We start from the raw sequence: 23,987 nt of genomic DNA, 5'->3' as shown, positions 1-23,987 counted from the left end.
TGTACCGCAACGCAGGGGGCACAGCTATCGCTTAATCTTCGAATTTATCTTCCAAATCCCCAAAATGTCGACCTTTTGGCGGATCTGCATATCCATTGGAACATCTGTTTATTTCCCTGAATTTCCCAGGTGTCACTTGTTTATGTTTGCGGAATACACGGATAAAGCTGTTTTCATTCCGGTAGCCGACCTGATCTGCAATCTCTGCAATTTTCAGATGTGTTTCACACAGTAAAGCGCACGCTTTTTTCATTCGCAAACCAGTCAAGTAGTCGTATACAGTGCAACCTGTCTCTTCCTTGAACATACTGCTCACCGATGACACGCTCATATGGACCTGATCTGCAATTTCCTGAAGCCCGATATTTAAATGCAAATGATGTTGCATGTAATCCATCATCTCCTGTACACGTACAAACTCCTTGGACTGTCTGTGTCCAATAAGCTCTTCCTCGATATCAGCCACAATCGAAAACATTTGCTTCTCCATGTCTGGAAGATCAAGCGTCAGAATCTGATTCCAGTGGTGATCTACCAGCTGATCTGGCGGCGTCACACTATGAGTCATGCACCATTTCAGCAATTCCTCCATCAACTCATGTACAGACAAGTAAACCTGCATCGGGGAGGTCCTGTGAAGACGAAGTTCTTCTCCCCATTGACTGATCAGCTTTATACTTGCTCCGGCTTCCTGTGACTCTATGGCACGAATGATTTCCACATTCCGGTTTCCCACCGCTGATGAGACGTGAGCGCCCTCCCCTATGCTGTAGGTACTCATATGCGAACGTCCATATCCCTCATACAAACGCAGACCAAGGGCTTCTCTCCCTGTTACAAAAGACTGACGTGCCTCATAGATATCCGAGAATATATAACCAATTCCTATAGAAATAGTCAGGGGAAGATGCTCACCCACAACCTGAATCAGCCTGTCTGCGCTTTTGCGGAGCAGAACACTTTCTTGGACATTGGCTTTGGCATTGGCATCAGCATCAGCATCAGTCTCAGTCCTAGTCCCATCTACAGCTTCATCCTCGTGCTCACTGAACTGTAGCAGTACAACGAACCCGCTTTGCTCCTCTGGCGCGCTTACCGCCTTCCAGTGAGGTTCAAGCCATTCCAGCAAAATATTATTCAGCGCATATTTGAGCAGCATTTTATCTTCCTCTGGAAAGCTTGCTGCCCAAGTAGAATACCGATCAATCGACACGATCATCACAGCCAAAGAGCTGCCGTCCCAATCGGAAAAATACTGTTCCCATTTCATACGCATTTCCTGTATGCCCATTCTACGCTGGATGACATCTTCAATATATTTGGAACGCAGCTCGGGTAAACTTCGCTCCACCACAAGTGATTTGCGATGGAACTCCCCAACCAGCTTGCCAATGACCGGCTCCAGATCATACAATCCACCTTGACGCGTTCCTTTGTAGCCCGAATTCAGTAGGCTATTAATTCTTTTCATAGGGCGAAACGCCGCATAATTGTAATAGTAGACCGCTGAGCAACCCGCCAGTATAGAAATAAAGGCCAACCACAACATCATGTTGCGGGCCAGCTTAACATGCTTCAGCAGCTTGTCCATAGGAACAAGTGACACCAGACGCCAGCCCGTCACATCGGAAAAAGTCTGGTTCACCATATACTCCATCCCCCCTACCTTCACATAAGCATAGGGGCTCACATCCAATTCTTTCAAAACCCTGTCCATTTCGTTTAAGGGCACTGATGATTTTAACTTGGGATAGATCAGTTCGCCCTCCAGATCGTACACATATTGCGAGTTGGATAAATGAATATACAGCTTGGAGAAAAAGCGGTCGTAATCCAGATCGACCAGCACCGCACCGATGACCTGCCCATCCTTTACCACGGGTCTTGCCAGCGAAAGCAGTTCTACTGTTCCATTTTCATGATTCGTGCCGTACCATCTTCGCTTAATCAGTAATGGCTTCCTTTGAATGTCCCGAATCCAGGGAACCCAAGTCGTATCCGGCGCTTGGTCCCAATCGGACAAGTAGCCGTATTCGCTGGATACGAGAGCATGATTTTCAAAAGAAATAACTTCAGCCGAATGAATCTCTTCATGCGAAGAAAGGGCTTTCAAGTATTTTTGAAGCCGTTTGATAACGGAAGCGTTGTTTGATTGCGATTTTTCATCCGTTTGCAAACGTGCAAATGCCTCAACATCCCGGGAATAGGCCGCATCCAGTGCCTTATTATCGGACTCACGAAATGCCCTATTAGTCACATCCAGATTAATTTGCAGCAGTTCTATGTTTGGTGTGTTTAATTCGGTATCCAAACCCTTGCGGTATCCCGAATACGATAGCAAGCCGATCACACTAATAATGAGTGATACGCTTAGTGTGAGCAGCAGAATCAGCCTTGTCTGTTTATTTTTCAGGATTAATCGAAGCTTTAATCGTAGCATTCCCGTAACTTCATCCTTCCGGACTTCGTTTTCCATGATCTCTTGCCAACAACGTGTGTGCTAACATATACTCCCTAAATCTATTTGACGTAAGATGTGGAATTCCCTGCCTATTTAGCTCTACGGAGAGTAATAAAATATGGATATTATTATAAATCGTTAGACGCTTTTCAAAAAAAGAAGAAGCCTCCCTGCATGGGTAAGACTTCTTCTTCGGGTGTTGGTTTTATGTTGCTTATCCTGTTTTTTCCACCTGAAAACGATCCAGCTCTCGTTGCATCTCCTCACGAATCTGACGAAGCTCTTTCACCTTCTCTGCCGATTCCTCAAAGGAACGCTTCTGTTCCACCGTAGAGGCGGTAATTTCCTCACTGCCTGCGGCGGATTGCTGGGTAATCGCGCTAATGTTCTCAATGGCTTGCTGTACCTGTACACTCAGTTCCCGAGATACATTCATATCCACCGACAGCTTGCTGACTTGGCTGGCAATTTGCTGTACTTTGCCGCTAATCTCCGTGAACGATTCCCCGGTAGACGAAGTTGCCTTCTCCTGCTCACGGAACAGTCCCTGACTTTGCGCCACAGAGTTCTTCACCTTATTCATAGCCTGCGTAATGCCCTCGACAGCGTTATAAATTTGCTTCACAGCCGACTCCGATTGATTCGCCAGCTTTTTGACTTCATCAGCAACGACAGCAAAGCCTTTTCCAGCCTCACCCGCACGCGCAGCCTCAATTGAAGCATTCAAGGATAGCAGCGACGTCTGACTGGCAATCTCGGATACATAGCCGGTCATGATTGTAATCTCGGCTGCATTGGCCTCCAGCTCCATGACCGTCTGCTCCACCTCAGACATCGCTGAACGATTTTCCGCTACAATGCGTAGCTGATCGCTCATCACACGCGCACCTTGCTCAATGACACGCAATGCGTCTTCGCTATATGTAGAGGACTGCGTGGTTTCCAGTAAATTCGCTTCAAACTTCTGCTGCATCTCATCCACAACGCCAACGGTGGTCGACAGATCCTCGGCAATCTTTTGACTACCAATCGCCAGTTCCTCTGTTGAGGTGCTAACTTGCGTCACAATTTCCTTCATGGCCACATTATGCTGGTCAATATCCCTAGCCATCAGATCAACACGATTCCCCGACTGGTCAATAGAGAGCACAATGTTACGCAAGTTCCCGATCATGAACCGGAACGATTCGTTGAGCTCGTCCAGCTCATCACGTCCCTTCGTTTGCGCAAGCTGCACCGTCAAATTTCCATCGGCAATTTGCTTCGCGGCATCCGTCAATTTGCGGGTTCTAAGGGCAAGCTGCCTGGATGTATATGTATTATATAGTCCCACCGCCACTAGAAGCAGAACAGCACCTGCCAAGGCCAATTGCCAAGTAAAGCGGATACTCTTGGTCAATTCCTCTGTATATTCGTCATAACGCGTCTTCGTTAGAATATCCAGCATGAACACATCGTTCTGGATACCCTGTACACGCATCGCATTACGTTTGGATTCAGGGCTGCTTCCGTTGCTCATCGCTTTATCCGTCGCAGCCTTCAATTCGCTGAATTTGGTTTTAACGGTATTCAGACGCTTTTGCTGCGCTTCGGTCTGCATCATGCCTTGCGAAAGCAAAGTGATCGTTTTTTCCGCCTGTCCCAGTTGGTTTTGCACATCCGTTTTATTGCTCTCTGTCATGGAAGAAGAGTAGTTTTGCAGCGCCTGTCCTGACTGAATCAAATAAGCATTGAGCTGCTGTACATTCAGCATAGCTGGAACGAGACTACTGCTTTGCGAGTTGATACGGATCAATTGAAAAATAATATAGGCCACTAAAGCCAGGCATGCGATCAGGGAAACCATCGCGTTAAGCACCAGTTTACCTTGCAGTTTCATCAGGAATCATCCTCCGTTTTACGAAAATTTATTGGGTGGGCACAGTAAGACTGCCGGACTTGACCTTTTCCTTCAAGTCATCCAGCAGCTTTTGCTGATCCGGGTTCAATGTCAAAACACGAATAGGCGCCAAACCGATGCCTTCTTTCGCAAGACCGAACACCATATTCTGGTCCGTAAATTTTCTTTGATGATCTGCAAAGCTTTTGACTGCTGTATAAATGGCGATATCCACATTTTTAATCATCGAGGTCACTACTGCTTTTTCCGCAATGAAAAACTGGTCGCTGTCGACCCCGATTGCGAACTTTTCCTGCTTTTGTGCCTCCTGTAACGCACCTACACCTGTAAGACCGGCCGCCGCATAGATCACATCAATTCGATCCCGATTGATCATATCGCGTGCAATCTCCGAGCCCAACTCCGCCTTGCCGAAATCTCCCGCATACGTAGCGGTAACCTTGGCATCAGGCTTAACGGAGCGAACCCCTGCCAGATATCCAACCTCAAACTTTTTCAACAGCGGAGACTCTACTCCCCCGATAAAGCCTACGTGATCGGTACGGCTCGCCATTCCTGCAATGACCCCTGCCAAAAAGCTGCCCTCTTCTTCTTTAAAAATAATGGAAGCCACATTCGGTAAATCGGATTTTTCATCTACAATTACAAATTTAAGATCCGGATATTTTTTCGCAACGGTTTCCAAACTTTCTTTCACCATGTACCCCAGCCCGATAATCAAATCGGCTTTTTCTTGAACAAGCTGTTCAAAAGCAGCATCATATGTTTTGGTCTCGGAAATTTCCCGATATTCAAAAACGATTTTCCCCTCGTCCCGTGCCTTGACCAAACCCCGAAAAGCCGCGTCGCTATAAGACTGATCACCCAGACCAATATCTGACAGTACAATTCCTACCTTAATCGGTTGCGCCTTGGTTTGTGCTGCCGGCTGTCCACATGCACCCAGCAGTAAAGCAAAAATAGTGACAATGGGAACCCACCTCAATGTTAATAACTGAACCTGTTTCTTCATGACATATCACCTCAGCATAATTTGCAAATCCCCAACATCTTTATATCGGTTATAAAGTCATTTTTTTTCATAAGATTTTCTGTAAATTCATTGTAAACAGAGTCTCTTATAAGTACGGCATCATGTTAAAAATAAAAGGGACTGAACTTCCAGGCTTCATCTCGCCGCCTAGTAAAGTCCCTTTTATCATTTGCTCCTGCTCCATTTGGAGGCAATCACGTCGGCTTTGCTTTCTAATAGATCCATGACCTCCTCACGGCGTTTAGCCTTGAACCAATCCATCATGTCCACCAAGTCGTTGCGGTCCAATAGCTTAACTCCGTTGACAGCAGCGAGTGTTTTACAGGATTCCGTGTAGCGCCCGGAAGTGATGACGACAGACTTGTCAGCGGCATAATAACGCATGGAGGTATAAATTTCCTGCACTGCGCCCAAACCGACCGGATTTTGTACTGCATAACGCTTGGCCTGAATCACGACTCTGACCCCTTCACGGTCTGTGAACACCAGATCCGCTCCAAAATCCCGGCTACTGGTCGTTTTGTAAATGTCCTTATAGCCAAGCGCAGATAACAACCGTTGCAGATAAAGCTCAAATTCCGAGCCATCCTCCATGCGGTCTATATCCTGAATCCCAATTTTTCGCGGGTCCAGATCACGTAAAATCCGATTTCTGCGCCGACGTATCAGTCCTCTGATGATGAGTACAAGTAACAGTAGTAGTATAATGAATCCTATTCCTAATTCCTTATATGCGGATAATTGCTCCAGCAGCATTCCTCTTCCCCTTTTCTACAATAGGCGTGCAGCGGTCGGTGTATTCTCCTTAGCAGGGCATTCCACATTTCACGCTGACACCGTGTTACACAAGGACAGCCCCGCCGGATTCGACGGGGCTGTCTTCATTTTGCCTCAATGCTGCCTGCATTCTAAACTCCGCACTATTATTCCCTATTCAGCAGCGACTCTCCGGCAATACCCGGCTGAGTCATTTGATACGGGTCCAAAATAATGTCCAGTTCTTCCTCAGTTAGCACATTATACAACAGACACAACTCGCGTACCGATTTGCCAGTTGTAATCGCCTCACGGGCGATGCGTGATACGACCTCATATCCGAGGTGGGGATTGAGCGCGGTAATAATACCTACGCTGTTTTCGACATATTCACGGCACCGCTCCACGTTCGCTTCAATTCCGTCCACACAATGAATGCGGAAAACATGAAAGCCCTGCTTCATAATTTCCAGCGATTGCAGCAGGTTGTAGACAAGCACAGGCTCCATCACGTTCAACTCTAGCTGACCAGACTCGGAAGCGAGACAGATCGTATGATCATTTCCAATGACCTGAAAAGCAATCTGGTTGATGACCTCACACATGACCGGATTTACTTTACCCGGCATAATGGATGAACCCGGCTGACGGGCGGGCAGGCTCAGCTCTCCGAGACCGGCACGCGGCCCTGAGGCCATCAGGCGGATGTCATTTGCTACTTTGGACATGTTCATCATGCAAATTTTTAACGCAGCAGACACTTCCGTATAGGCATCTGTGTTTTGAGTGGCATCGACGAGATTTTCGTCAGCCTCCACAGGGAAACCACTTATTTCCGCCAGCACCTCGGCGACACGCTGAATATAACGGCGATCCGCGTTCAAACCAGTGCCAACTGCAGTTGCCCCCATATTGACTGTCAGCAAATGCTGCTTCGTGGCACGGACACGTCCGATATCACGACCCAACACACGCGCATAAGCCTGAAACTCCTGTCCCAGCCGGATCGGTACTGCATCCTGCAAGTGGGTTCGTCCCATTTTAATCACACTGTCAAACTCTTTCGCCTTACGGGAAAACGCCTCCTGAAGCTCGCTCATGGTGACCAACAGCTTGTCAATCATACTTAGTACAGCCAAATGGACAGCCGTAGGAAAAGCATCGTTTGTCGATTGTGCCATGTTGACATGGTTGTTGGGACTGATCTCCTGATAATCTCCACGCTGCTTGCCGATTAGCTCCAGCGCCCGGTTCGCAATCACTTCATTTGTATTCATATTAATGGACGTGCCTGCGCCGCCCTGAATCGGATCGACGATGAAATGGTCGTGCAACTGCCCTTGAATAACCTCGTCAGCTGCCTGAATGATGGCCTCCGCCTTAGGACGATGCAAGCGGGTCAGCTCCATATTTACCGTTGCTGCTGCCTTTTTGACAATCGCCATGGCTTTAATCAGCTCAGGATGCAGCCGTTGACCGGTAATTGGAAAATTCTCTTTTGCCCTCAGTGTTTGTACACCGTAATAGGCGTCTGACGGCACTTCCTTGGTACCTAGAAAATCATGCTCCAGCCTCATATTCTTCGATTCCTCCGCTATATATACTACGATCTTCAATCCGACCGCCGAATTGGCATCAAGATAACCTTTAGACGATCTCCACTTCATTATACGTTCTCATTCCCTTACTTTTCCAGTCAAATAGTTAAAAAAGCAAATATAATCGTATAACAATCTATTATTACCTGTATATGTCTCCGTTATTCGTCAAATACTCAGCCACGGCTCAGGTACGGATTAAGTGGTTTTCCGCACGGTGAGCGGCGTTGGCCTTAGTAGCCAGATGAAGCTGCACAGTCCCCACAAGCACGCCGTCCTTCTCCGCAATCTACAGGACTACACCGTCCTGAAGGACGCTATTCCAATAAGTTGCTGCTTCCTGATAAGCCATTGGCGGTAAAAATCCAATAGAAGCACCGTCCGCCACCACATCGATCAACAACCGGGTCAGTGTATCTGTCAGTGCATCGTTCAGAGCTTGAACGGGATAGACTGCTATTTCATTAGACATGGTGATTCCTCCCCGGTGATGTTGATAATAATAAAGAAAGCAAACCATCCTTTAAGGATCGCTTACTTTCCATGGTGTTACTTTAATTTCTGTATGTCTGGCTTTATTTCATCTTATTGCTCTGCCATATAAAAGAGCTCCCACAGGTGCCCATCTATATCCTGAAAGCTCCATCCGTACATAAAGCCGTGATCCTGAGGTTCGTTTGAAGGCTTGCCGCCCGCTGCCAGAGCCTTGTGGACAATTTCATCCACCTTTTCTCGACTCTCCACCGATAAGGCAACAATCGCTTCTGTTGTTTTCGTTGCATCCGAAATTTCTTTTGTAGTGAATGCTTTAAAACGCTCTTCAACCAGCAACATAACAAATATTTGCTCACTGACAATCATACAGGTTGCATGCTCATCGGTGAACTGCGCGTTAAATTCAAATCCGATTGCTGAGAAAAAATCAATGGACTGTTGCAGATTTTTTACTGGTAAATTCACAAAAATTTGTTTGGCTGTTACTGCCATGACATTTCACCTCTTCATCAGTTATAAAATCAAATTTTCATGCTGCTTCTCCAACAAAAGATAACTTAACTACCGTAGAAAGTCAATCAATCTGACATTTCAATTATTATACTACTGTTCCCAATTCAACTTATCCAGAGTTCGAGATAATACAGCCGCTGCTTCTGCCCTCGTCACCGATGCAGCTGGAGCAAAACGTCCCTTCACGTCTCCCTTCATAATGCCTAAGCCGGACAGCGTGTTGACAGCCGGAGCTGCCATATAGAAATGGCTTGTGTATCCGTTAATGACGCTGAGGCACTTCCTGCCGTTGTATCTTCTACAGTCCCGGCGAAGCGCAGGGCTCGCTCTACAATCACAGCCAGCTCCTCCCTCGATACCGGAGCATCAGGTCTGAAGCTGCCGTCAGCATAACCGTTGATCAGTCCAGCAGAGGCCGCGATACGCACAGAATCCGCATACCACGATTCCGATTGCACATCGTCAAAGCCCGTCACCATGCGATCTGCTTGCATTAGCTTCTCCGCCATCCAGCACGACATAGGTTCCACCCGAACGTCCATACACAGTCAGTTCCTCGCCAGAAGCGGTAAACGGAACCGGATGATAGGACAACTGTCCGGCTTGGTTGGTGGATACCTTTACTACAGCAAGCTGGCTCATAGCTACCGTTGCAGGAACACGTAGCAGATAACGTTCATACCCTTTACTGAAATTATCGCTACCTGCCAACGGCTGCTTGCGTCCATCTTCGCTTCGTAACTCGGCCACAACATCAACAGCCCGCACCAGCTTGCGCCCTGTCGGAAAATCTGTGCGATTAGTCAATCCTTCGTTCGACGTAACCGTAAAGCTCAGGGAAATTTGTTGTACAGGCACCTGCCAGGTGTCAGCCAGCTTTTGAACAGACAAACGACCTGTTGCTATTTCATAGCCGCCCTGTGGCGTTTCTACTCGCAGGGTGTGAATACGGTCGTTCAAGACGGCACCCAAAGCATCTCCGTTTAGATTCACTTCGAATAGCTTAGCATCCGCTTGCTCTCCTGCACGGACTACGAGCGTACCATTCGCCCCGTTCCGAATCGCATTGTGTATGTCAGCGGCTGGTACCTGTGCGACTGCTCTTTTCAGTCCGTTTTGCTCTGTTACTATGGACTTGGCTTGCACCACATTAACACCTGACGAACCGTTACCATTCTGCCCGCTATTCGCAGTCTCACCCTGTCCGTTATTCGTCGTTCCACTATGATTCCCGGTGTTGTTGCTGCCATTGCTCTCCTGCTGATCATCGTCATCATCTTTATTCCGACCACTCTCGCCATCTGTTGGCGGTTCCACTGTTTGGCGTGGCAAGCCAATTTGAGCAACCAATGGATCATGATCACTTACCCGCCCGTCCGCCGCGCTAAAATCCGCATTGATATGAACAATATCCAGCACGGATGATTCACTTATGGACGGACTGACCAGCAAATGATCCAGTGTTTGCGAATTCCCCTCATAAATATACGAATACCGCTCCTTCTCATCCAGCTTATCTACCAGATTCGTCAATTCCTGTCCCCGGACCCAAGCGAGCGTTTCGGAAAATTGAAAATCATTTAAATCTCCCAATATGACGATATTCGCCTGATGGTTTTGAGCCAGTACCGACTTCACAAAACCATTCACAATCGTTGCAATCTTCGCCCGCTGTATTTCGCTGCTTCGTACGGGGGGCTGAATCCCTCCGAATGGCGCCTGATCGCCTCCTTTGGAATTAAAATGGTTCGCGATCACGATCACCTGCTGACCGTCAAACTCAAATTCAGCAGCCAACGGCTTGCGTGAGTATTCAAATGCCGCATGCAGCGGATCAATACGACCGGGATTGAGTGAAAGCCCCTGCTCTCCATAGGTCACAGATGTAACCGAATCTCCCTTCGGCTTGTCCATCAGCGTGACACGTTGCGGATTGTAGAGGAAGCCGACCCGGATATTGCCGCCAGGAGCGCCGCCATCCTTATTATTTTCAGGTGCTATATCTGTAAAAGCATACTCCGGTCCTCCATGAGCACGAATCGCCTCAATCAGCACCCGAAAGCTTTCCGAAGCATCTGTGGTGCCGTCATCCTTCTCACCGTTATTGTCCTGAACCTCTAACAGTCCTACAATATCCGGGTGGTTCAAATTCACGGCGATGGCCTGTCCGAGCTGATCAATCCGTTTTCCATCACCGGGATCGAAATTTTCCACGTTAAAGGAAGCGACCGTCAGCTTACGATCATCCTGTACCAGACGTGTGTTGGCTGGCTGGAGACCACCTGACACAATATCCGGCAGACGCTCCGGCAACAGCTTGAAATTGCTAAAGCTATAGCTCACAATTCCCGTGATGGGACCCGCAAAACGATCCCCTGTTTTCAACGGAACCGAAGGTTTGGCGTCGATCAAAATCCGCTGCGGATTCAGACTTTCTTCGGTCAGCATCAAGCCGCCTGCTTCGGTCAATACCTCGCCTGTGTTCGCCCCGTTATCAATCCTGACCGGAATTTCATAACCATAAGGGCCGATGACTCGTGCATCCTTCAACTCTACGCGCATGGCCTCCAGACTTTCGAAAAAGTCCAATCCATCCTCCTGCGGATCAAACACCGTCATTCCGTCATTATCCACAACAGATGTCGGCATCACGCGCCCCTCTTTTCCAAGCAAAATCGGAGTCGGCAGTGGACGATCCTTGGCGATCACCGAAACCGAAGAAGCAACAATTTCCGTGGTCGTCAGGTCGACTGGCTTGCTGGCATAGGTTCTTTCTGTATATTCCTTCACAGAGCCGCTGACCCATACCTCATCCCCAACCTGCACACCGCTGCCAGACTTGTACACTAAAATGGCCTCGGATGTTTTTTCATCCTGATCCACCCTATCGTCCGCCTCCTGGATAAAGAAGTTGCTTCCCTTCACCATCGTCACTATTCCTTCAACATCCGTTACCTTTTGCCCCTCATAAGGTGAACGATGAGCCGCTCCTTGTATATCATGGATACGGAGCTTACCCGGCACGTAGACATCTACGTATACGCTTGTCCCAACAGACGTGGGTGATGATGGTACCCCCGTTTCTACTAAAGATGCAGGCTCTGCTGAAGCTTTTCCATCGGACAGTAACCCCGGCCCTCCACCCGACAGCACCAATGCCACACTGAGCCATGTGACCCCAAACCTTTTTAATTTCCTGGGTAACGTTACTGCTATGTATTCTTGTTTCATTAAAAGACGCGCTCCTCCCAATTTTAGCTATGGTCACGCTTACAATATATATTCCATGTTTAAACATACCATAAAATAGTCAAACCAGTACCTGAATTATGTAAAATGAATGCTTCCCGCCGTAGCATAATCTGATCAAATTATTGTAAACTTGTTCTAATACAGAAAAAGGTGGCATATACGCTATGGAGCACTTGCTTAACGATCAGGTTAAAAACATTCAAATCAGTGGCATCCGCAAAATTGCCAATAAAGTTGCCGCATTGCCCGGAACCCTGTCCTTAACAATTGGGCAGCCTGATTTTCCTACCCCTTCGCATATTATGGAGGCTGCCCATCGGGCAATTAACGAAGGACGCACCTCCTATACGCCAAATCCGGGACTACCCGAGCTGCGGGAAGCAGCAGCGGCGTTTGTAGCTCATAAATACGGACTGAATTACCGTGGACAGGATGAGGTTATCATAACGAATGGAGCCAGCGAAGCGCTGGATATTGCCCTGCGTACCATTTTGTCACCTGGTGACGAGGTCATTTTGCCTGTGCCCATCTACCCCGGATATGAGCCATTGATTCGCTTGTCAGGTGGCGTACCCGTGCTGGCTGACACCCGCAACAGCGGCTTTAAGCTGACCGCAGAGGTGCTGGAGCCTTATTTGACCGAACGGACGAAAGCCGTCATCCTCGGATATCCTTCAAACCCAACCGGACGAGTGATGAGCCGCGAAGAGCTGGAAGCCGTCGCAGATTTGCTGAGAGGCCGTGATCTGTTTATCATTTCAGATGAAATATATAGTGAACTGATTTACGATGCGCCACACGTGTCTCTTGCAGCCCTTCCCGGCATGCAAGAGCGTACCATCGTCATCAACGGCTTATCCAAATCGCACTCCATGACAGGCTGGCGTATTGGTTTCACACTTGCACCTGCGGCAATTACACAGCACATGGTCAAGGTTCATCAATACAACGTGACTTGTGCCAGTTCGATTAGCCAATATGCTGCGCTGGAAGCCTTGACCGTCGGTGTCGACGATGCACTTCCGATGCGCGAGGAATACCGCAAGCGCCGTGATTATGTGCACGGAAGGCTAACCGACATGGGCATTCCGCTTGAAAAGCCGGAGGGGGCCTTTTATCTTTTTCCTTCCATCGCCCATTTTGGCTTAAGCTCGATGGATTTCACCATGAAGCTGCTGGAAGAGCATGGGGTGGCTGTCGTGCCCGGAGATGCCTTTTCCTCCTATGGCGAAGGGTACATTCGGTTGTCCTATGCTTATGGGCAGAATGTGCTGGAGCAGGGATTGGATAAAATAGAAGGGTTTGTTAGAGGAATTGTGAGGAGTTAAGGTGGGGGAGGCGCTTCGCGGTCCATTTGATCTTCCGATCGCTGTTGCAGGGGGATTCTTTGGATTGTGTAAGACATTTAGAGGTAAGAATCCCCCTGCAAAGGCGAACGCTGTCGCTTCTTCAGATTCAAATAGCCCGCTTCGCTCACTGCCCGCCTTAAAGTCCCACAAGTCTCTAACGTGTGTGGGGCGCAGGGGAAAAGAAGTACCCCTCTCACCGCTTTGCGCGGTGAGTAAAATAAAACAGGCTCTTGAATCACCCGTACAGGTGATTCAAGAGCTTGTTTGTTCGACTACTACTCCCACATGGGCGTGTGGATTCATTCGTGTAGCTTGAAGCACGGCACAGCGGAGGGGGCGGAATGGTGCTGGACAAGCGATGCGGTCGCTTTTGTCCCCGGATTTCCCCCTAAAACCTGGCTTCATTCCGGAAATCCGGGGGCGGTGGCGATGGGAAGCATCATCCGCCCCCGCAGCGGCCTCTAAAGCTCAAACCTGAATCCACGCGCCCCTCCACTCTCCTACTTTAAATGCATTTTGAATTGCAGGAACAATTCATTATAATGAGCCAGCATCCGCTTGCCAAGGTTGTCGTAGACCTCCAGCTTATCTGTAATCTCAGATGGAGGATAGAAGCGCTCGTCACCGGATATATCCTCTGGCAACAGCTTCTTTCCATCCTCGTTAGGTGTGGAATAGCCTACAAATTCGGCATTTTGAGCAGCTACATCGGGCTGCATCATGAAATTGATAAACTTATGGGCCGCGTCCACATGGGTAGCGGTTTTTGGAATAACCATGTTATCAAACCACAGGTTGGAGCCTTCATCCGGCACGATGTAATCCAGCTTGTCGTTCTCATCCATGATTTCGGATGCATCGCCGGACCATACAACCCCGGCAGCAGCTTCCTCGTTGGCCAGCAGCATTTTAATCTCGTCACCGACAACGGCCTTGACATTGGGCGCTAATTTCTCCAGCTTCGTTAAAGCCTGCTGCAAATGCGCCTCATTCGTATCGTTCAAGGAATAGTGGAGGCTGTTCAGCGACATACCTACGATTTCCCTCGCACCATCGACCAGCAGGAGGTTGTTACGCAGCTTTGGATTCCACAGACCATCCCAGCTATGAAAATCAACGCCCTTCGTTAGCTCCGGGTTGAACACAATCCCAACCGTACCCCAAAAATACGGCACAGAGTATTGGTTTTTGGGGTCAAACGAAAGGTTCAGAAAATGATCATCCACATGCTTCAAATTCGGCAGCTTGCTGTGATCCAGCGGGAGCAACAGGTGCTCCTGCTTCATTTTAGCCAGAGCATACTCCGAAGGAACCGCTACATCAAACGATGTTCCACCCTGCTCAATTTTCGTCAGCATCGCCTCATTGGAGTCAAACGTCTGATAAATGACGGTAATTCCCGTCTCCTTCTGGAACCTTGCCAGCAGCTCAGGGTCGATATAGTCTCCCCAGTTGTAGACCGTCAGCGTATTGCCACCGGAATAGCCCTGACTGGAATTGAGCCATGCCGCCACCCCCATCAGACTGAACGAGATGATAATAATCGACAAAAACACGCGCACAAGCGACTTCATCTAGGTACCCCCATTTCCGCCGCAGGCTCCTTTTTCCCATTCCGGTTCGCCTTGCGCATAATAAAGTAGTAACCCACAACCAGCAGCACGGTAAACAGAAAAATGAGCGTGGACAGCGCATTAATGGACAGGGAAACCCCTTGGCGGGCACGCGAGTAAATTTCCACTGATAAGGTCGAATAGCCGCTGCCTGTCACAAAAAAGGTCACCGCAAAATCGTCCAGCGAGTACGTTAACGCCATAAAGAAGCCCGCGTAAATCCCCGGCTTGATAAAAGGTAAAATGACCTTGGTTAGCACATCCATCCGGCTGGCACCCAAATCCCGCGCCGCATCCACCAGCGATGGACTCATCTCCTGAAGCCGCGGCAGAATCATAATGACCGCAATCGGCACACTAAATGCAATATGGGACAGCAGCACCGAGTAAAAACCCAGCTTGATCCCCACCATCGTGAACAAAATGAGGAAGGATGCGCCAATAATGACGTCCGGGTTCACGATCAGCACATTGTTGAGCGACAACAGTGTATTTTTAACCCGACGGTTCTGCATCTGGTGAATAGCCAGCGCTCCCATGATGCCAATAATCGTGGCCAGAGCAGAGGACAACAACGCAATGACCAAGGTGTTTATGACAATGATAATCAGCCGAGTGTCGGCAAACACCTCTTTGTAGTATTGGAGCGTAAAGCCTTCAAATTGGTGCATCGTCCCTCCGCTATTGAACGAATAATACATCAAGTACAGAATAGGCGCATACAACACGAGAAAGATGAGCACCAAATAAATATTCCCGAACCGGTTTTTATTTGCCATGCCGCACCCTCTGTTTCGTTCCCGAGGTTATCAGCATAAGGATTGCCATCGCCAAAATCAGGAACACCGCCACCGTAGAGCCCATGCCCCAATCCTGTGTGACCAGAAAATGCTGCTCAATCGCCGTTCCCAATGTAATGACGCGGTTGCCCGCAATCAGACGGGTAATCATAAACAGCGACAGCGCCGGGATGAATACCGCCATACACCCGGATCGCACACCAGATAGCGTTAATGGGAAAATAACCCGGCGAAACGCCGTCCACTTGGAAGCGCCCAGATCACGCGCGGCGTCTAGCAGTGAAGGGTTCAGCCCTTCCAGCGCGTTGTAGATGGGCAAAATCATAAACGGCACAAAAATATAAACCGATACAAACACAAAGCTGGAGCTGGTAAACAATAATTGCTGACCACCCAACCCGACCAAGCCCAACACAGCATTCACCGGACCATAAGTACCAAAAATCCCGATAAAAGCATATGTTTTAAGCAGTAGGTTAATCCACGTCGGCAAAATAATGAGCAACAGCCACAGTTGCTTATGCTTGGTTCGGGTCAGCAAATACGCCGCCGGATAAGCCACTAACAGCGAAAATACCGTAATCAACAGCGCATACCAAAACGAGCTAAGCGTCATGCTCAAATAGACAGGTGTCAGAAATTGTACATAGTTACTGAACGTGAAATGACCGTCTACATCAAATAGCGAATAGTAAAACACAAGCACGACCGGAGCTGCTACGAACAGCACAATCCATAAATAGTAAGGCAGCAGATACGCTGCTCTCGTATTACCGGACATGCTGCTCCACCTCTTCATAGGCTTCCAGACGGCGATCAAATTCTTCCTCTGTTTCCCCGAACCGCATCACATGGATCGCTTCCGGGTCAAAATGGAGGCCGATTTCACTACCCAGCTCCGCCTTTTTGGTAGAATGCACCAGCCACTCCTGGCCTGAATCATCATAGCAGCTAATTTCATAGTGAACACCACGGAACAGTTGGGTATCCACCTTTACTCGCAGCTTGCCCTCTGTAACAGTTGTAATCTCCAAGTCCTCGGGTCGAATGACAATTTCAATCGGTTCATTCGGACGCAATCCTCCATCGACACATTCAAACTGTCGACCGTTAAACTCCACCTGATAATCCGCGATCATGCGTCCTGGCACAATATTGGATTCCCCGATAAAATCAGCAACAAACCGATTGATCGGCTCATCATAAATATCATTCGGTGTACCGCTCTGCTCGATCTTTCCTTTATTCACAACAAAAATTTCGTCCGACATCGCCAGCGCTTCCTCCTGATCATGCGTAACGAAAATAAAGGTGATCCCAAGACGCTGCTGCATTTCACGCAAAATGTACTGCATTTCTGTCCGCAGCTTTAAATCCAGTGCAGACAGCGGCTCATCCAGCAGCAGAACGTCCGGCTCATTGACTATAGCCCGTGCAATGGCAACACGCTGGCGTTGCCCTCCAGACATCTCAGAAATTTCCCGTTCGTCGTAGCCCTCCAGATTGACAAACGACAATGCCTGCGCAACCTTCTCCTGAATGGCCTTTTGGTTCATCTTTTTGATCCGCAGACCGAAAGCCACATTTTCAAACACATTCAGATGTGGAAATAAGGCATAGTCCTGAAAAACCGTATTGACCTGCCGTTCATTGGCTGGAACACGATTAATCAGCTTGTCATTCAAATAAATCGAGCCTTCCGTCGGCTCTGCAAAACCCGCAATCATACGCAAAATTGTTGTTTTACCGCAGCCGGAGGGCCCCAGCAGCGTATAGAATTTGCCACGTTCAATCTCAAAGCTGACATCAGCCAGCACCGGTGGATCGTTGTCATATTGCTTGGTCACCCGTTCGAATCGGATGATGGTTTGCTCTCCCATAACACCCTCCCTCAACATTCGACTTCATTCCATTTCATTCATTTCATTCATTTCATTAAACCTATTTATTCAGACTATATCCTTGAACCTTGGGATTTCCATGTGAAATAGTCTGTCAGCACACGAATCGCCACCCCAATGGCTTCCTCCGCAGGCTCCAGCTTGGCATGGTGCAGACCATAAGGCGTATCCACGCCAAGCCAGAACATTAGACCCGGAATCCGCTCCAGAAAATATCCGAAGTCCTCTCCGGTCATCGCTTCACCGCATTCAATGAGTTGTACATCCTGCCGTTCACGGACCCAGTTCATAAATTCCTCTGTCACCTTGGCCTCATTGAACACTTGTAAATAATTCGAGCCATAATGAATTTCTGCATGGCATTCAAACCCAGCTTCAACACCGCGCACCAGCGCTTCAATCCTTGATTTGACCAGTGTCATCGTATCGGCTGACAACGTTCGGATCGTACCCTCCAAACGGGCTGTTTCAGCAATAATGTTCTGCTTCGTACCACCGCCGACCTTGCCAATCGTAATGACCGCTGAATCCAGTGGGTTCACATTACGGGCTACAACCGTTTGCAGTTGTCCGACCAGCTGACAAGCAGCTACTACCATGTCATTCGCCTTGTGTGGATACGCAGCATGTCCGCCTGTACCCTTCAAGTCAATGAAAAGCTCTGATGTATTGGCAAATAGGATGCCCGGGCGAGTCGCAATCGTGCCAACCGGATATTCCGGTGCAACATGCAGCGCAACCATTTCATCCGGTATCCAATCTGCAAATTCCGTGCTGTCCCGCATAGGCAATGCTCCGCCAGGCCCTTCCTCGGCAGGCTGAAACAATACAACCAGGTCATCCTTGATCGGGTGGCTTGCAAAGTGAGAAACAATCCCCAATCCAATTGTCATATGTAAATCATGACCGCAAGCATGCATGTAGCCGGGATGGGTCGAACGGAAATCATAGCCCGTCTCTTCCACAATTGGCAAACCATCCATATCACAGCGATATCCATAGCGGCGCACAGGAGCCGTTCCATGAATCAACACCAGTACGCCAGTACGCCATGTACGAATGTCCAGATGCTCCTGAGGGAGCGTTGCCAAATAATTCAGCAGATATTGCTGCGTTTTAAATTCCTCAAAGCCAGGCTCAGGAATTTGATGCAAATCTCTTCGTATTTGAACAAAAGAACGATAATCGACCGTGCTCATTCCGCTGATCCGCCTCCTTTTCCTAACTCATCAGGTTTATCAGACAAAAGAACAAAAGGACAAAAGCCCGGCGCAGCCGCCGAGCCTTGTCCGTTGTGCTTCGTCCCTAAATTGTGCTGTCAATGCATCATGCCACTGACAAGGTATCGTTCACCCATTGTGCATTTAAAACTCTTTTTCAGTCTTACAGAACGCGCAAATCCTTCAAGATTTCAGTTTTTGATTTAGTCTTATCGTCGACCTGTTTGATCACGCGTGCAGGTGTACCGGCAACTACGGAGTATTCAGGTACATCTTCGGTTACGACAGCTCCGGCTGCAACGACTGCACCTTTACCAATTCGCACACCTTCCAATACGACCGCGTTCGCACCGATCAATACATCGTCTTCTACCACAACAGGCTGTGCAGATGGAGGTTCAATAACACCCGCAAGGACTACGCCTGCACCGATGTGACACATGTTACCTACTTTAACACGGCCGCCCAGTACAGCATTCATATCAATCATTGTGCCTTCACCAATGGTGACACCGATGTTAATGACTGCACCCATCATAATGACTGCGTTATTACCGATACCAACCATATCGCGAATATACGCGCCTGGCTCGATGCGGGCATTAATGCCTTTCAGATCGAGCATAGGCACTGCGGAATTGCGGCGGTCGTTTTCCACCACATAGTCTTCTTCATTAGCGTTAACACTGTCCAGAACAGGCTTGATGTCGGCCCAATCGCCAAATACAACGCCGCTGTCTCCGGAAATAAAAGCTTGAACATTCTCGCCGAATGCTGCGGAAGCCAAAGCCCCTTTTACATATACTTTAACAGGTGTTTTTTTCTTACTGTTTTTAATCACGTTGATGACTTCTTGTGTGTTCATTTCGATGGACATAGTAAATCGAACAACTCCTTCATCGCTTCATACGACTTCGCAAGCCGGAATGATCTTATTCTCTCATCCTTTATAGCACAAAAGTACAGGTCCCGCAATTACAGATTCGAGTTACTTGTTGGCTTGCAGGCTCTCCAGCGATGTATAAATGAAGGATTCGAAGCCCTCGGCAGGCTCGCCGTGAGGAATGTTTACCTTCAGGATGAAGCCGCCTGGTTTATGTTCTACAACAATATATTGGCGTGTGACCTTCGAACCGTTCGCTTGCAGGAACAGACGGCTGCTGGTCAGCGCTTGAGGCACTTCGGCTTTATCTACCTTCACCGCTTTACCGACGGAAGCCAGATCCTTTTCGCCTTTCTTTTGAAGCTCGTCCAGATTTACATCGGAGGGCAGCTTCGTAATTTCAGCGTAATAGTTATCATCAACAGCCAAGGCTACACGGTTTTGATCAGGAAACAGGGACATGGGATCAAACACATACAGTGTATATCCCTCTCCTTTTGCCAATGTAGCTGTCTGCTTTTCCTTTTTCCCTTCAAGGCTAAGCTCAAAAGCTTGCGTTTTCGAGCGTTCACCGCCTACTGCCTGACTAGAGCTGCCGTTTGGCGTGCTGTCTGTTGCAGCTTCTACTTTTTGTATTTTCGTCAAAATCAGTTGCTTGGCAACCGCGTCGCCCTCCACTGCTTTTTCGTTGTATTCAAATGCGACTGAATCGCCTTCCTCAAGTCCGGCTACCACCGTGTCCAGTCCTTCACCCAGTTGGAAAGATTGGGCTTGGCCATTGGTTTCAATTTCAACCGTGTGCGGGTCAGCGGCTCCGTTGTATACGCCTGTTCCCTTTTTGGCCTCCGACTCGGCGCTTGGCTCCGGTTTCACTTGTGGCTGTTGCGTCTGTGGTTGGTCTCCCCCTTGAGGTGCGGTATTATTGGTTTGCGGTTTCGTTCCACAGGCTGACAGAGCCAGCACTGCCACTACAGTTAACAGTATAATTGAAAAGGTGCTGCGTTTTTTCATAAAATCCACCTCCACTATGATAGACGAGCTTGTGCGGCAAAAGTTCTACGCAGCTCCATACTTAAAATCCTTCTTCCTGCATCGCTTTTTATATTCTACGCGGATGTCAGGTACGGTATAATGGGCTGTATTAAACCTAATTTTCGAGATACCGATGGAAGGAATCATACACGTAATATTCTTCCTCCGTACTGGATGAAGCTGTCACATGAATCAAGCGCACAAACCGTCATTTTCCTTTGAATTACTGTACATCGTAGGTATTATCGCTATTTCGTTCTCCTCGATCTTCGTAAGATGGTCTGAAGCCGAGGTGTCCGTCATCGCTATGTACCGTTTGTACCTGACCAATCTCGTCATGCTGCCTTTGGTCTGGAAATACCGTGCCGAGCTATTCAGCCTGAGCCGCAAGCAATGGATACTGATCCTTTGGTCCGGTATTGCACTAGGGCTGCACTTCTTGCTCTGGATGGGCTCGCTGCGACTGACCACCGTTGCAAGCTCTACCGTTATTATGACATTGGAGCCGATCCTTGTCATGCTCGGTTCTTTTTTATTTTTCCGTACACGCACAAACCGTGCTATGCTCATCGGAATGGGCCTGGCTCTTGTTGGCTCGCTGGCGATCGGAGCCGGGGATTTTCATGCCTCGGGACAAGCCTTGCTTGGAGATGCCTTATCTTTTCTGGGGATGATCGCCGTCTCTATCCATATGCTGATGGGCAAGCATTTGCGCGAGCATTTGAGCGCCTTTGTGTATAACTTTTGGGTATTCGCCATCGCGGCCACATCGCTTGCGCTGTATAATGTGGTCAACGCAATTCCTTTTACCGGATACGCTCCGCGGGAATGGGGACTGTTCCTGTTGCTCGCCATAGTGCCCACCTTGTTCGGTCACTACCTGTTTAACTGGCTGCTCAAATACATCAACGCCACCGCGGTGTCGATGGCGGTACTCGGCGAACCCGTTATTTCTTCCTTGCTAGCCTGGATGTTGCTGGGAGAAAAACTTTCTGCCTTACAATTTGGCGCGGGCTTCTTCATCCTGTTCGGGGTATGGATTTTTATCCGGTACGGAACAGATTTCAAGAAGCAATTCGTCCACCAAAGTGAATTGCCCGACAGCGAGCTTCCCCTTAAGACAGGCTCATAACTTATTTACCCCATTTTCATGAACAGTACTCAAGTGAACGATCTTAATGATAAAAAGGAAAGGCGGAATCCCTTATGAAATCCATCGTATCCAAACGCTGGCTATTAGCTCGACTATATGAGCCAGATATCATCATTGCCGACTGCCGTTCTCTGCTCGGACAAGCCGGAGCGGGACGGGCTCAATTTAATGAAGATCATATCCCGGGGGCTGTTCACTTCGATCTGGAGGAAGACCTCACGGCTCCTCTAGGTGAGCATGGTGGACGCCATCCTTTACCGGATGCTGACACATTAGCCGCCCGCCTGAGTCGCGCCGGAATTAACGCAGATTCACGCATCATCGCCTACGATGATCAAGGCGGCATGATGGCCTCCCGCTTCTGGTGGCTGCTGCGCTATTTGGGCCATGAGCAGGTGTACGTGCTGGAAGAAGGCTACAGCGCCTGGAAGGAAGCGAAGTTCCCGGTCACGGCAGACCAGCCGATTCGCATTCCCTCAACCTTTGTAGCGAAGGTACAGCCGCAAATGCTCACAAGTATGGAAGAAGTGCGACGTGTGTCCGAAGGTTCGGTTCCTGTCGGCTCCTATACATTGATCGACTCCAGAGAACGGCCGCGCTACCTGGGACTGGAAGAGCCCATAGATCAAGCAGCGGGGCATATCCCCGGTGCATTGAATTATTTTTGGAAAGGGGTCTTGGACGAAAAGGGTACATTTAAAAATGCGAAACAACTGGAACAGCACTTTACCAGCCTTGATCGGAATGCAGAAATTATCGTATATTGCGGCTCAGGCGTATCCGCCTGCCCGAATGTTCTGGCCTTGAATGAGACAGGATTTAGTAAGGTGCGGTTATATCCGGGAAGCTGGAGCGATTGGATAAGTTATGAAGAGAATCCGGTGGCTACGGAAGAGGAATAAGACAAAGGAATACAATACAGGATCAACTATATGAATAGACCGCCATTTAGGCTTAGTGCTAATGGCGGTGTTTTCATTGATTGAAAATCAACAAGGGATCAACATCGGTTCACAGAAAGCATCTTCTATGACAGTGGCATTATACGTTTTCAATGGGACAAAAGATGTTTAAATTAGCGGCACACTAGCCAAATTGTTTTCTCATTTTTTTAAAATCAACAAAGCCATATAAGTGTGTGGCTCTATCAACGGACATCCAACAAAAACTATGATGTTAAATCACGCCTGTTGAATAACCACAAAATGGTAGAAAAAAGATCGTCTTTTCTGTAGAATCGTTGGTACCATCCGAAAGAAGACGATCTCATGAAGAATTCTATCACGATTACATCTATCCTTCAATCCATGCTGACTCCTGAAGAAGTTCAAAGGGTTGTGAAGTTCATAGGTTATGAAGACAAAGCCCGCAAGTTTACGGTGTACCATTTACTCCAATACTGGTGCATGGCTGCGTTGGAACAATGGGGTAGCTATCGATCCAGCGTAGATTATGCGGCTCTCTGTGGCTTGCCCGTCGTCCATTACTCACGCTTTTCAACCAAAGCCGCCGAAGTCCCGTTTTCCGTATTTAAGGAACTTTTCCATCTACTTGTTAGCAAATGCAACCGGGAAGCTCGTCGGAAGCTGACTTTCCCCAAAGAACTATTACTTATCGATTCAACTACGATGACGGTGGGGAAAACGCGGTTGCCTTGGGCTCCTTATCACGGAGAGCGTGCGGGTATTAAGCTTCATGTCGCTTTACGAGCCGAAAATGGGCAACCTCTTCAGGTGCTCGAATCGCTAGGTTCCAAGCATGATGGCCCCATGAGTGAAGCGTTGGCTCAACCGGACTACATTGTGGTGATGGATCGTGCTTATGGGAAACTGGAGCGTCTGGATTACTTCAAAACCCATGGACAATCGTTTGTCATTCGGCTTCGCGACAACGTCCATTTGGAAAAGCCTCATGCGCTACGTCGCCTTACAAAGCCAGATTCATCCGTCATTCGAGATATCCTTGCCAGTTGGGAACCCCTCAGTGTCGTTCCAGACAACGTCATCGTGTGGTGATGTTTCGGGATTT

Annotated in this window: 22 protein-coding genes; 5 read left to right on the top strand and 17 right to left on the bottom strand. The window is 48.5% G+C overall.

Features of this window, described 5'->3' with window-relative positions:
• Nucleotides 1-31 precede the first annotated feature (31 nt).
• The 10 genes from ACIFO6_RS11810 to ACIFO6_RS11765 form a co-directional block, all read right to left on the bottom strand.
• On the bottom strand, nucleotides 32-2,476 hold the full coding sequence (locus ACIFO6_RS11810) for an AraC family transcriptional regulator (RefSeq protein ID WP_430040858.1): 2,445 nt from the start codon (nucleotides 2,474-2,476) through the stop codon (nucleotides 32-34).
• Nucleotides 2,477-2,675: 199 nt separating this feature from the next.
• Entirely contained in the window at nucleotides 2,676-4,340 is a 1,665-nt protein-coding gene (locus ACIFO6_RS11805; RefSeq protein ID WP_430040857.1) for a methyl-accepting chemotaxis protein, read from the bottom strand.
• 28 nt (nucleotides 4,341-4,368) lie between these two features.
• The gene (locus ACIFO6_RS11800; RefSeq protein ID WP_430040856.1) at nucleotides 4,369-5,373 is read right to left on the bottom strand and encodes a BMP family lipoprotein; all 1,005 of its coding nucleotides are present in this window, start codon (nucleotides 5,371-5,373) and stop codon (nucleotides 4,369-4,371) included.
• Nucleotides 5,374-5,559: 186 nt separating this feature from the next.
• Nucleotides 5,560-6,150: a restriction endonuclease gene (locus ACIFO6_RS11795; protein ID WP_430040855.1), complete on the bottom strand. Its 591-nt coding sequence runs from the start codon at nucleotides 6,148-6,150 to the stop codon at nucleotides 5,560-5,562.
• A gap of 167 nt (nucleotides 6,151-6,317) precedes the next feature.
• Complete coding sequence (gene aspA, locus ACIFO6_RS11790; RefSeq protein WP_430040877.1) at nucleotides 6,318-7,727, bottom strand: aspartate ammonia-lyase; 1,410 nt, start codon at nucleotides 7,725-7,727, stop codon at nucleotides 6,318-6,320.
• Nucleotides 7,728-8,037: 310 nt separating this feature from the next.
• The gene (locus tag ACIFO6_RS11785) at nucleotides 8,038-8,220 is read right to left on the bottom strand and encodes a hypothetical protein (protein ID WP_430040854.1); all 183 of its coding nucleotides are present in this window, start codon (nucleotides 8,218-8,220) and stop codon (nucleotides 8,038-8,040) included.
• Nucleotides 8,221-8,333: 113 nt separating this feature from the next.
• A complete protein-coding gene (locus ACIFO6_RS11780; protein ID WP_430040853.1) occupies nucleotides 8,334-8,735 on the bottom strand; it encodes a VOC family protein in 402 nt (133 codons plus the stop codon).
• A 111-nt stretch (nucleotides 8,736-8,846) separates the two neighbouring features.
• Complete coding sequence (locus ACIFO6_RS11775) at nucleotides 8,847-8,954, bottom strand: S-layer homology domain-containing protein (RefSeq protein ID WP_430040876.1); 108 nt, start codon at nucleotides 8,952-8,954, stop codon at nucleotides 8,847-8,849.
• 5 nt (nucleotides 8,955-8,959) lie between these two features.
• Nucleotides 8,960-9,250, bottom strand: a complete 291-nt coding sequence (locus ACIFO6_RS11770; protein WP_430040852.1) for an S-layer homology domain-containing protein — start codon at nucleotides 9,248-9,250, stop codon at nucleotides 8,960-8,962.
• A complete protein-coding gene (locus ACIFO6_RS11765; RefSeq protein WP_430040851.1) occupies nucleotides 9,219-11,987 on the bottom strand; it encodes an endonuclease/exonuclease/phosphatase family protein in 2,769 nt (922 codons plus the stop codon). The genes ACIFO6_RS11770 and ACIFO6_RS11765 overlap by 32 nt, the downstream gene beginning before the upstream one ends.
• A gap of 185 nt (nucleotides 11,988-12,172) precedes the next feature.
• Here ACIFO6_RS11765 and ACIFO6_RS11760 point away from each other — a divergent pair, with 185 nt between their 5' ends.
• Both ACIFO6_RS11760 and ACIFO6_RS11755 read left to right on the top strand, forming a co-directional pair.
• On the top strand, nucleotides 12,173-13,336 hold the full coding sequence (locus tag ACIFO6_RS11760; RefSeq protein WP_430040850.1) for an aminotransferase A: 1,164 nt from the start codon (nucleotides 12,173-12,175) through the stop codon (nucleotides 13,334-13,336).
• Between the two features lie 312 nt (nucleotides 13,337-13,648).
• Complete coding sequence (locus ACIFO6_RS11755) at nucleotides 13,649-13,822, top strand: hypothetical protein (RefSeq protein WP_430040849.1); 174 nt, start codon at nucleotides 13,649-13,651, stop codon at nucleotides 13,820-13,822.
• 35 nt (nucleotides 13,823-13,857) lie between these two features.
• Here ACIFO6_RS11755 and ACIFO6_RS11750 read toward each other — a convergent pair whose 3' ends face one another.
• The 7 genes from ACIFO6_RS11750 to ACIFO6_RS11720 all read right to left on the bottom strand — a co-directional run bounded on the left by ACIFO6_RS11750 (nucleotide 13,858) and on the right by ACIFO6_RS11720 (nucleotide 20,785).
• Entirely contained in the window at nucleotides 13,858-14,931 is a 1,074-nt protein-coding gene (locus tag ACIFO6_RS11750) for an ABC transporter substrate-binding protein (RefSeq protein ID WP_430040848.1), read from the bottom strand.
• Complete coding sequence (locus ACIFO6_RS11745) at nucleotides 14,928-15,749, bottom strand: ABC transporter permease (protein WP_430040847.1); 822 nt, start codon at nucleotides 15,747-15,749, stop codon at nucleotides 14,928-14,930. Before ACIFO6_RS11745 ends, ACIFO6_RS11750 begins: the two co-directional genes overlap by 4 nt.
• Entirely contained in the window at nucleotides 15,739-16,551 is an 813-nt protein-coding gene (locus tag ACIFO6_RS11740; protein ID WP_430040875.1) for an ABC transporter permease, read from the bottom strand. The genes ACIFO6_RS11745 and ACIFO6_RS11740 overlap by 11 nt, the downstream gene beginning before the upstream one ends.
• On the bottom strand, nucleotides 16,541-17,650 hold the full coding sequence (locus ACIFO6_RS11735) for an ABC transporter ATP-binding protein (RefSeq protein ID WP_430040846.1): 1,110 nt from the start codon (nucleotides 17,648-17,650) through the stop codon (nucleotides 16,541-16,543). The genes ACIFO6_RS11740 and ACIFO6_RS11735 overlap by 11 nt, the downstream gene beginning before the upstream one ends.
• 74 nt (nucleotides 17,651-17,724) lie before the next feature.
• A complete protein-coding gene (locus ACIFO6_RS11730) occupies nucleotides 17,725-18,870 on the bottom strand; it encodes an N-acetyldiaminopimelate deacetylase (RefSeq protein WP_430040845.1) in 1,146 nt (381 codons plus the stop codon).
• Between the two features lie 184 nt (nucleotides 18,871-19,054).
• On the bottom strand, nucleotides 19,055-19,768 hold the full coding sequence (dapD, locus tag ACIFO6_RS11725; RefSeq protein ID WP_430040844.1) for a 2,3,4,5-tetrahydropyridine-2,6-dicarboxylate N-acetyltransferase: 714 nt from the start codon (nucleotides 19,766-19,768) through the stop codon (nucleotides 19,055-19,057).
• A 111-nt stretch (nucleotides 19,769-19,879) separates the two neighbouring features.
• Nucleotides 19,880-20,785, bottom strand: coding sequence for a hypothetical protein (locus ACIFO6_RS11720; RefSeq protein ID WP_430040843.1), 906 nt, complete (start codon nucleotides 20,783-20,785; stop codon nucleotides 19,880-19,882).
• A gap of 208 nt (nucleotides 20,786-20,993) precedes the next feature.
• Here ACIFO6_RS11720 and ACIFO6_RS11715 point away from each other — a divergent pair, with 208 nt between their 5' ends.
• The 3 genes from ACIFO6_RS11715 to ACIFO6_RS11705 all read left to right on the top strand — a co-directional run bounded on the left by ACIFO6_RS11715 (nucleotide 20,994) and on the right by ACIFO6_RS11705 (nucleotide 23,974).
• Nucleotides 20,994-21,938, top strand: coding sequence for a DMT family transporter (locus ACIFO6_RS11715; protein ID WP_430040842.1), 945 nt, complete (start codon nucleotides 20,994-20,996; stop codon nucleotides 21,936-21,938).
• 74 nt (nucleotides 21,939-22,012) lie between these two features.
• Nucleotides 22,013-22,861 (top strand): sulfurtransferase, encoded by an 849-nt coding sequence (locus ACIFO6_RS11710; protein ID WP_430040841.1) that lies wholly within the window; start codon nucleotides 22,013-22,015, stop codon nucleotides 22,859-22,861.
• 366 nt (nucleotides 22,862-23,227) lie between these two features.
• Entirely contained in the window at nucleotides 23,228-23,974 is a 747-nt protein-coding gene (locus ACIFO6_RS11705) for a transposase (RefSeq protein WP_430040840.1), read from the top strand.
• Nucleotides 23,975-23,987: the final 13 nt, after the last annotated feature.

The sequence above is a fragment of the Paenibacillus sp. NRS-1781 genome, from assembly GCF_050467745.1.
Lineage (GTDB): Bacteria > Bacillota > Bacilli > Paenibacillales > Paenibacillaceae > Paenibacillus > Paenibacillus terrae_A.
This window is presented reverse-complemented; position numbering and strand designations above follow the sequence as displayed.

What these genes read in the sequence shown, in the direction of transcription:
- ACIFO6_RS11810 (WP_430040858.1), bottom strand. Translation starts at nt 2,476, where the DNA reads ATGGAAAACGAAGTCCGGAAGGATGAAGTTACGGGAATGCTACGATTA.
- ACIFO6_RS11805 (WP_430040857.1), bottom strand. Translation starts at nt 4,340, where the DNA reads ATGAAACTGCAAGGTAAACTGGTGCTTAACGCGATGGTTTCCCTGATC.
- ACIFO6_RS11800 (WP_430040856.1), bottom strand. Translation starts at nt 5,373, where the DNA reads ATGAAGAAACAGGTTCAGTTATTAACATTGAGGTGGGTTCCCATTGTC.
- ACIFO6_RS11795 (WP_430040855.1), bottom strand. Translation starts at nt 6,150, where the DNA reads ATGCTGCTGGAGCAATTATCCGCATATAAGGAATTAGGAATAGGATTC.
- aspA (WP_430040877.1), bottom strand. Translation starts at nt 7,727, where the DNA reads ATGAGGCTGGAGCATGATTTTCTAGGTACCAAGGAAGTGCCGTCAGAC.
- ACIFO6_RS11785 (WP_430040854.1), bottom strand. Translation starts at nt 8,220, where the DNA reads ATGTCTAATGAAATAGCAGTCTATCCCGTTCAAGCTCTGAACGATGCA.
- ACIFO6_RS11780 (WP_430040853.1), bottom strand. Translation starts at nt 8,735, where the DNA reads ATGGCAGTAACAGCCAAACAAATTTTTGTGAATTTACCAGTAAAAAAT.
- ACIFO6_RS11775 (WP_430040876.1), bottom strand. Translation starts at nt 8,954, where the DNA reads ATGAAGGGAGACGTGAAGGGACGTTTTGCTCCAGCTGCATCGGTGACG.
- ACIFO6_RS11770 (WP_430040852.1), bottom strand. Translation starts at nt 9,250, where the DNA reads ATGCAAGCAGATCGCATGGTGACGGGCTTTGACGATGTGCAATCGGAA.
- ACIFO6_RS11765 (WP_430040851.1), bottom strand. Translation starts at nt 11,987, where the DNA reads ATGAAACAAGAATACATAGCAGTAACGTTACCCAGGAAATTAAAAAGG.
- ACIFO6_RS11760 (WP_430040850.1), top strand. Translation starts at nt 12,173, where the DNA reads ATGGAGCACTTGCTTAACGATCAGGTTAAAAACATTCAAATCAGTGGC.
- ACIFO6_RS11750 (WP_430040848.1), bottom strand. Translation starts at nt 14,931, where the DNA reads ATGAAGTCGCTTGTGCGCGTGTTTTTGTCGATTATTATCATCTCGTTC.
- ACIFO6_RS11745 (WP_430040847.1), bottom strand. Translation starts at nt 15,749, where the DNA reads ATGGCAAATAAAAACCGGTTCGGGAATATTTATTTGGTGCTCATCTTT.
- ACIFO6_RS11740 (WP_430040875.1), bottom strand. Translation starts at nt 16,551, where the DNA reads ATGTCCGGTAATACGAGAGCAGCGTATCTGCTGCCTTACTATTTATGG.
- ACIFO6_RS11735 (WP_430040846.1), bottom strand. Translation starts at nt 17,650, where the DNA reads ATGGGAGAGCAAACCATCATCCGATTCGAACGGGTGACCAAGCAATAT.
- ACIFO6_RS11730 (WP_430040845.1), bottom strand. Translation starts at nt 18,870, where the DNA reads ATGAGCACGGTCGATTATCGTTCTTTTGTTCAAATACGAAGAGATTTG.
- dapD (WP_430040844.1), bottom strand. Translation starts at nt 19,768, where the DNA reads ATGTCCATCGAAATGAACACACAAGAAGTCATCAACGTGATTAAAAAC.
- ACIFO6_RS11720 (WP_430040843.1), bottom strand. Translation starts at nt 20,785, where the DNA reads ATGAAAAAACGCAGCACCTTTTCAATTATACTGTTAACTGTAGTGGCA.
- ACIFO6_RS11715 (WP_430040842.1), top strand. Translation starts at nt 20,994, where the DNA reads ATGAATCAAGCGCACAAACCGTCATTTTCCTTTGAATTACTGTACATC.
- ACIFO6_RS11710 (WP_430040841.1), top strand. Translation starts at nt 22,013, where the DNA reads ATGAAATCCATCGTATCCAAACGCTGGCTATTAGCTCGACTATATGAG.
- ACIFO6_RS11705 (WP_430040840.1), top strand. Translation starts at nt 23,228, where the DNA reads ATGAAGAATTCTATCACGATTACATCTATCCTTCAATCCATGCTGACT.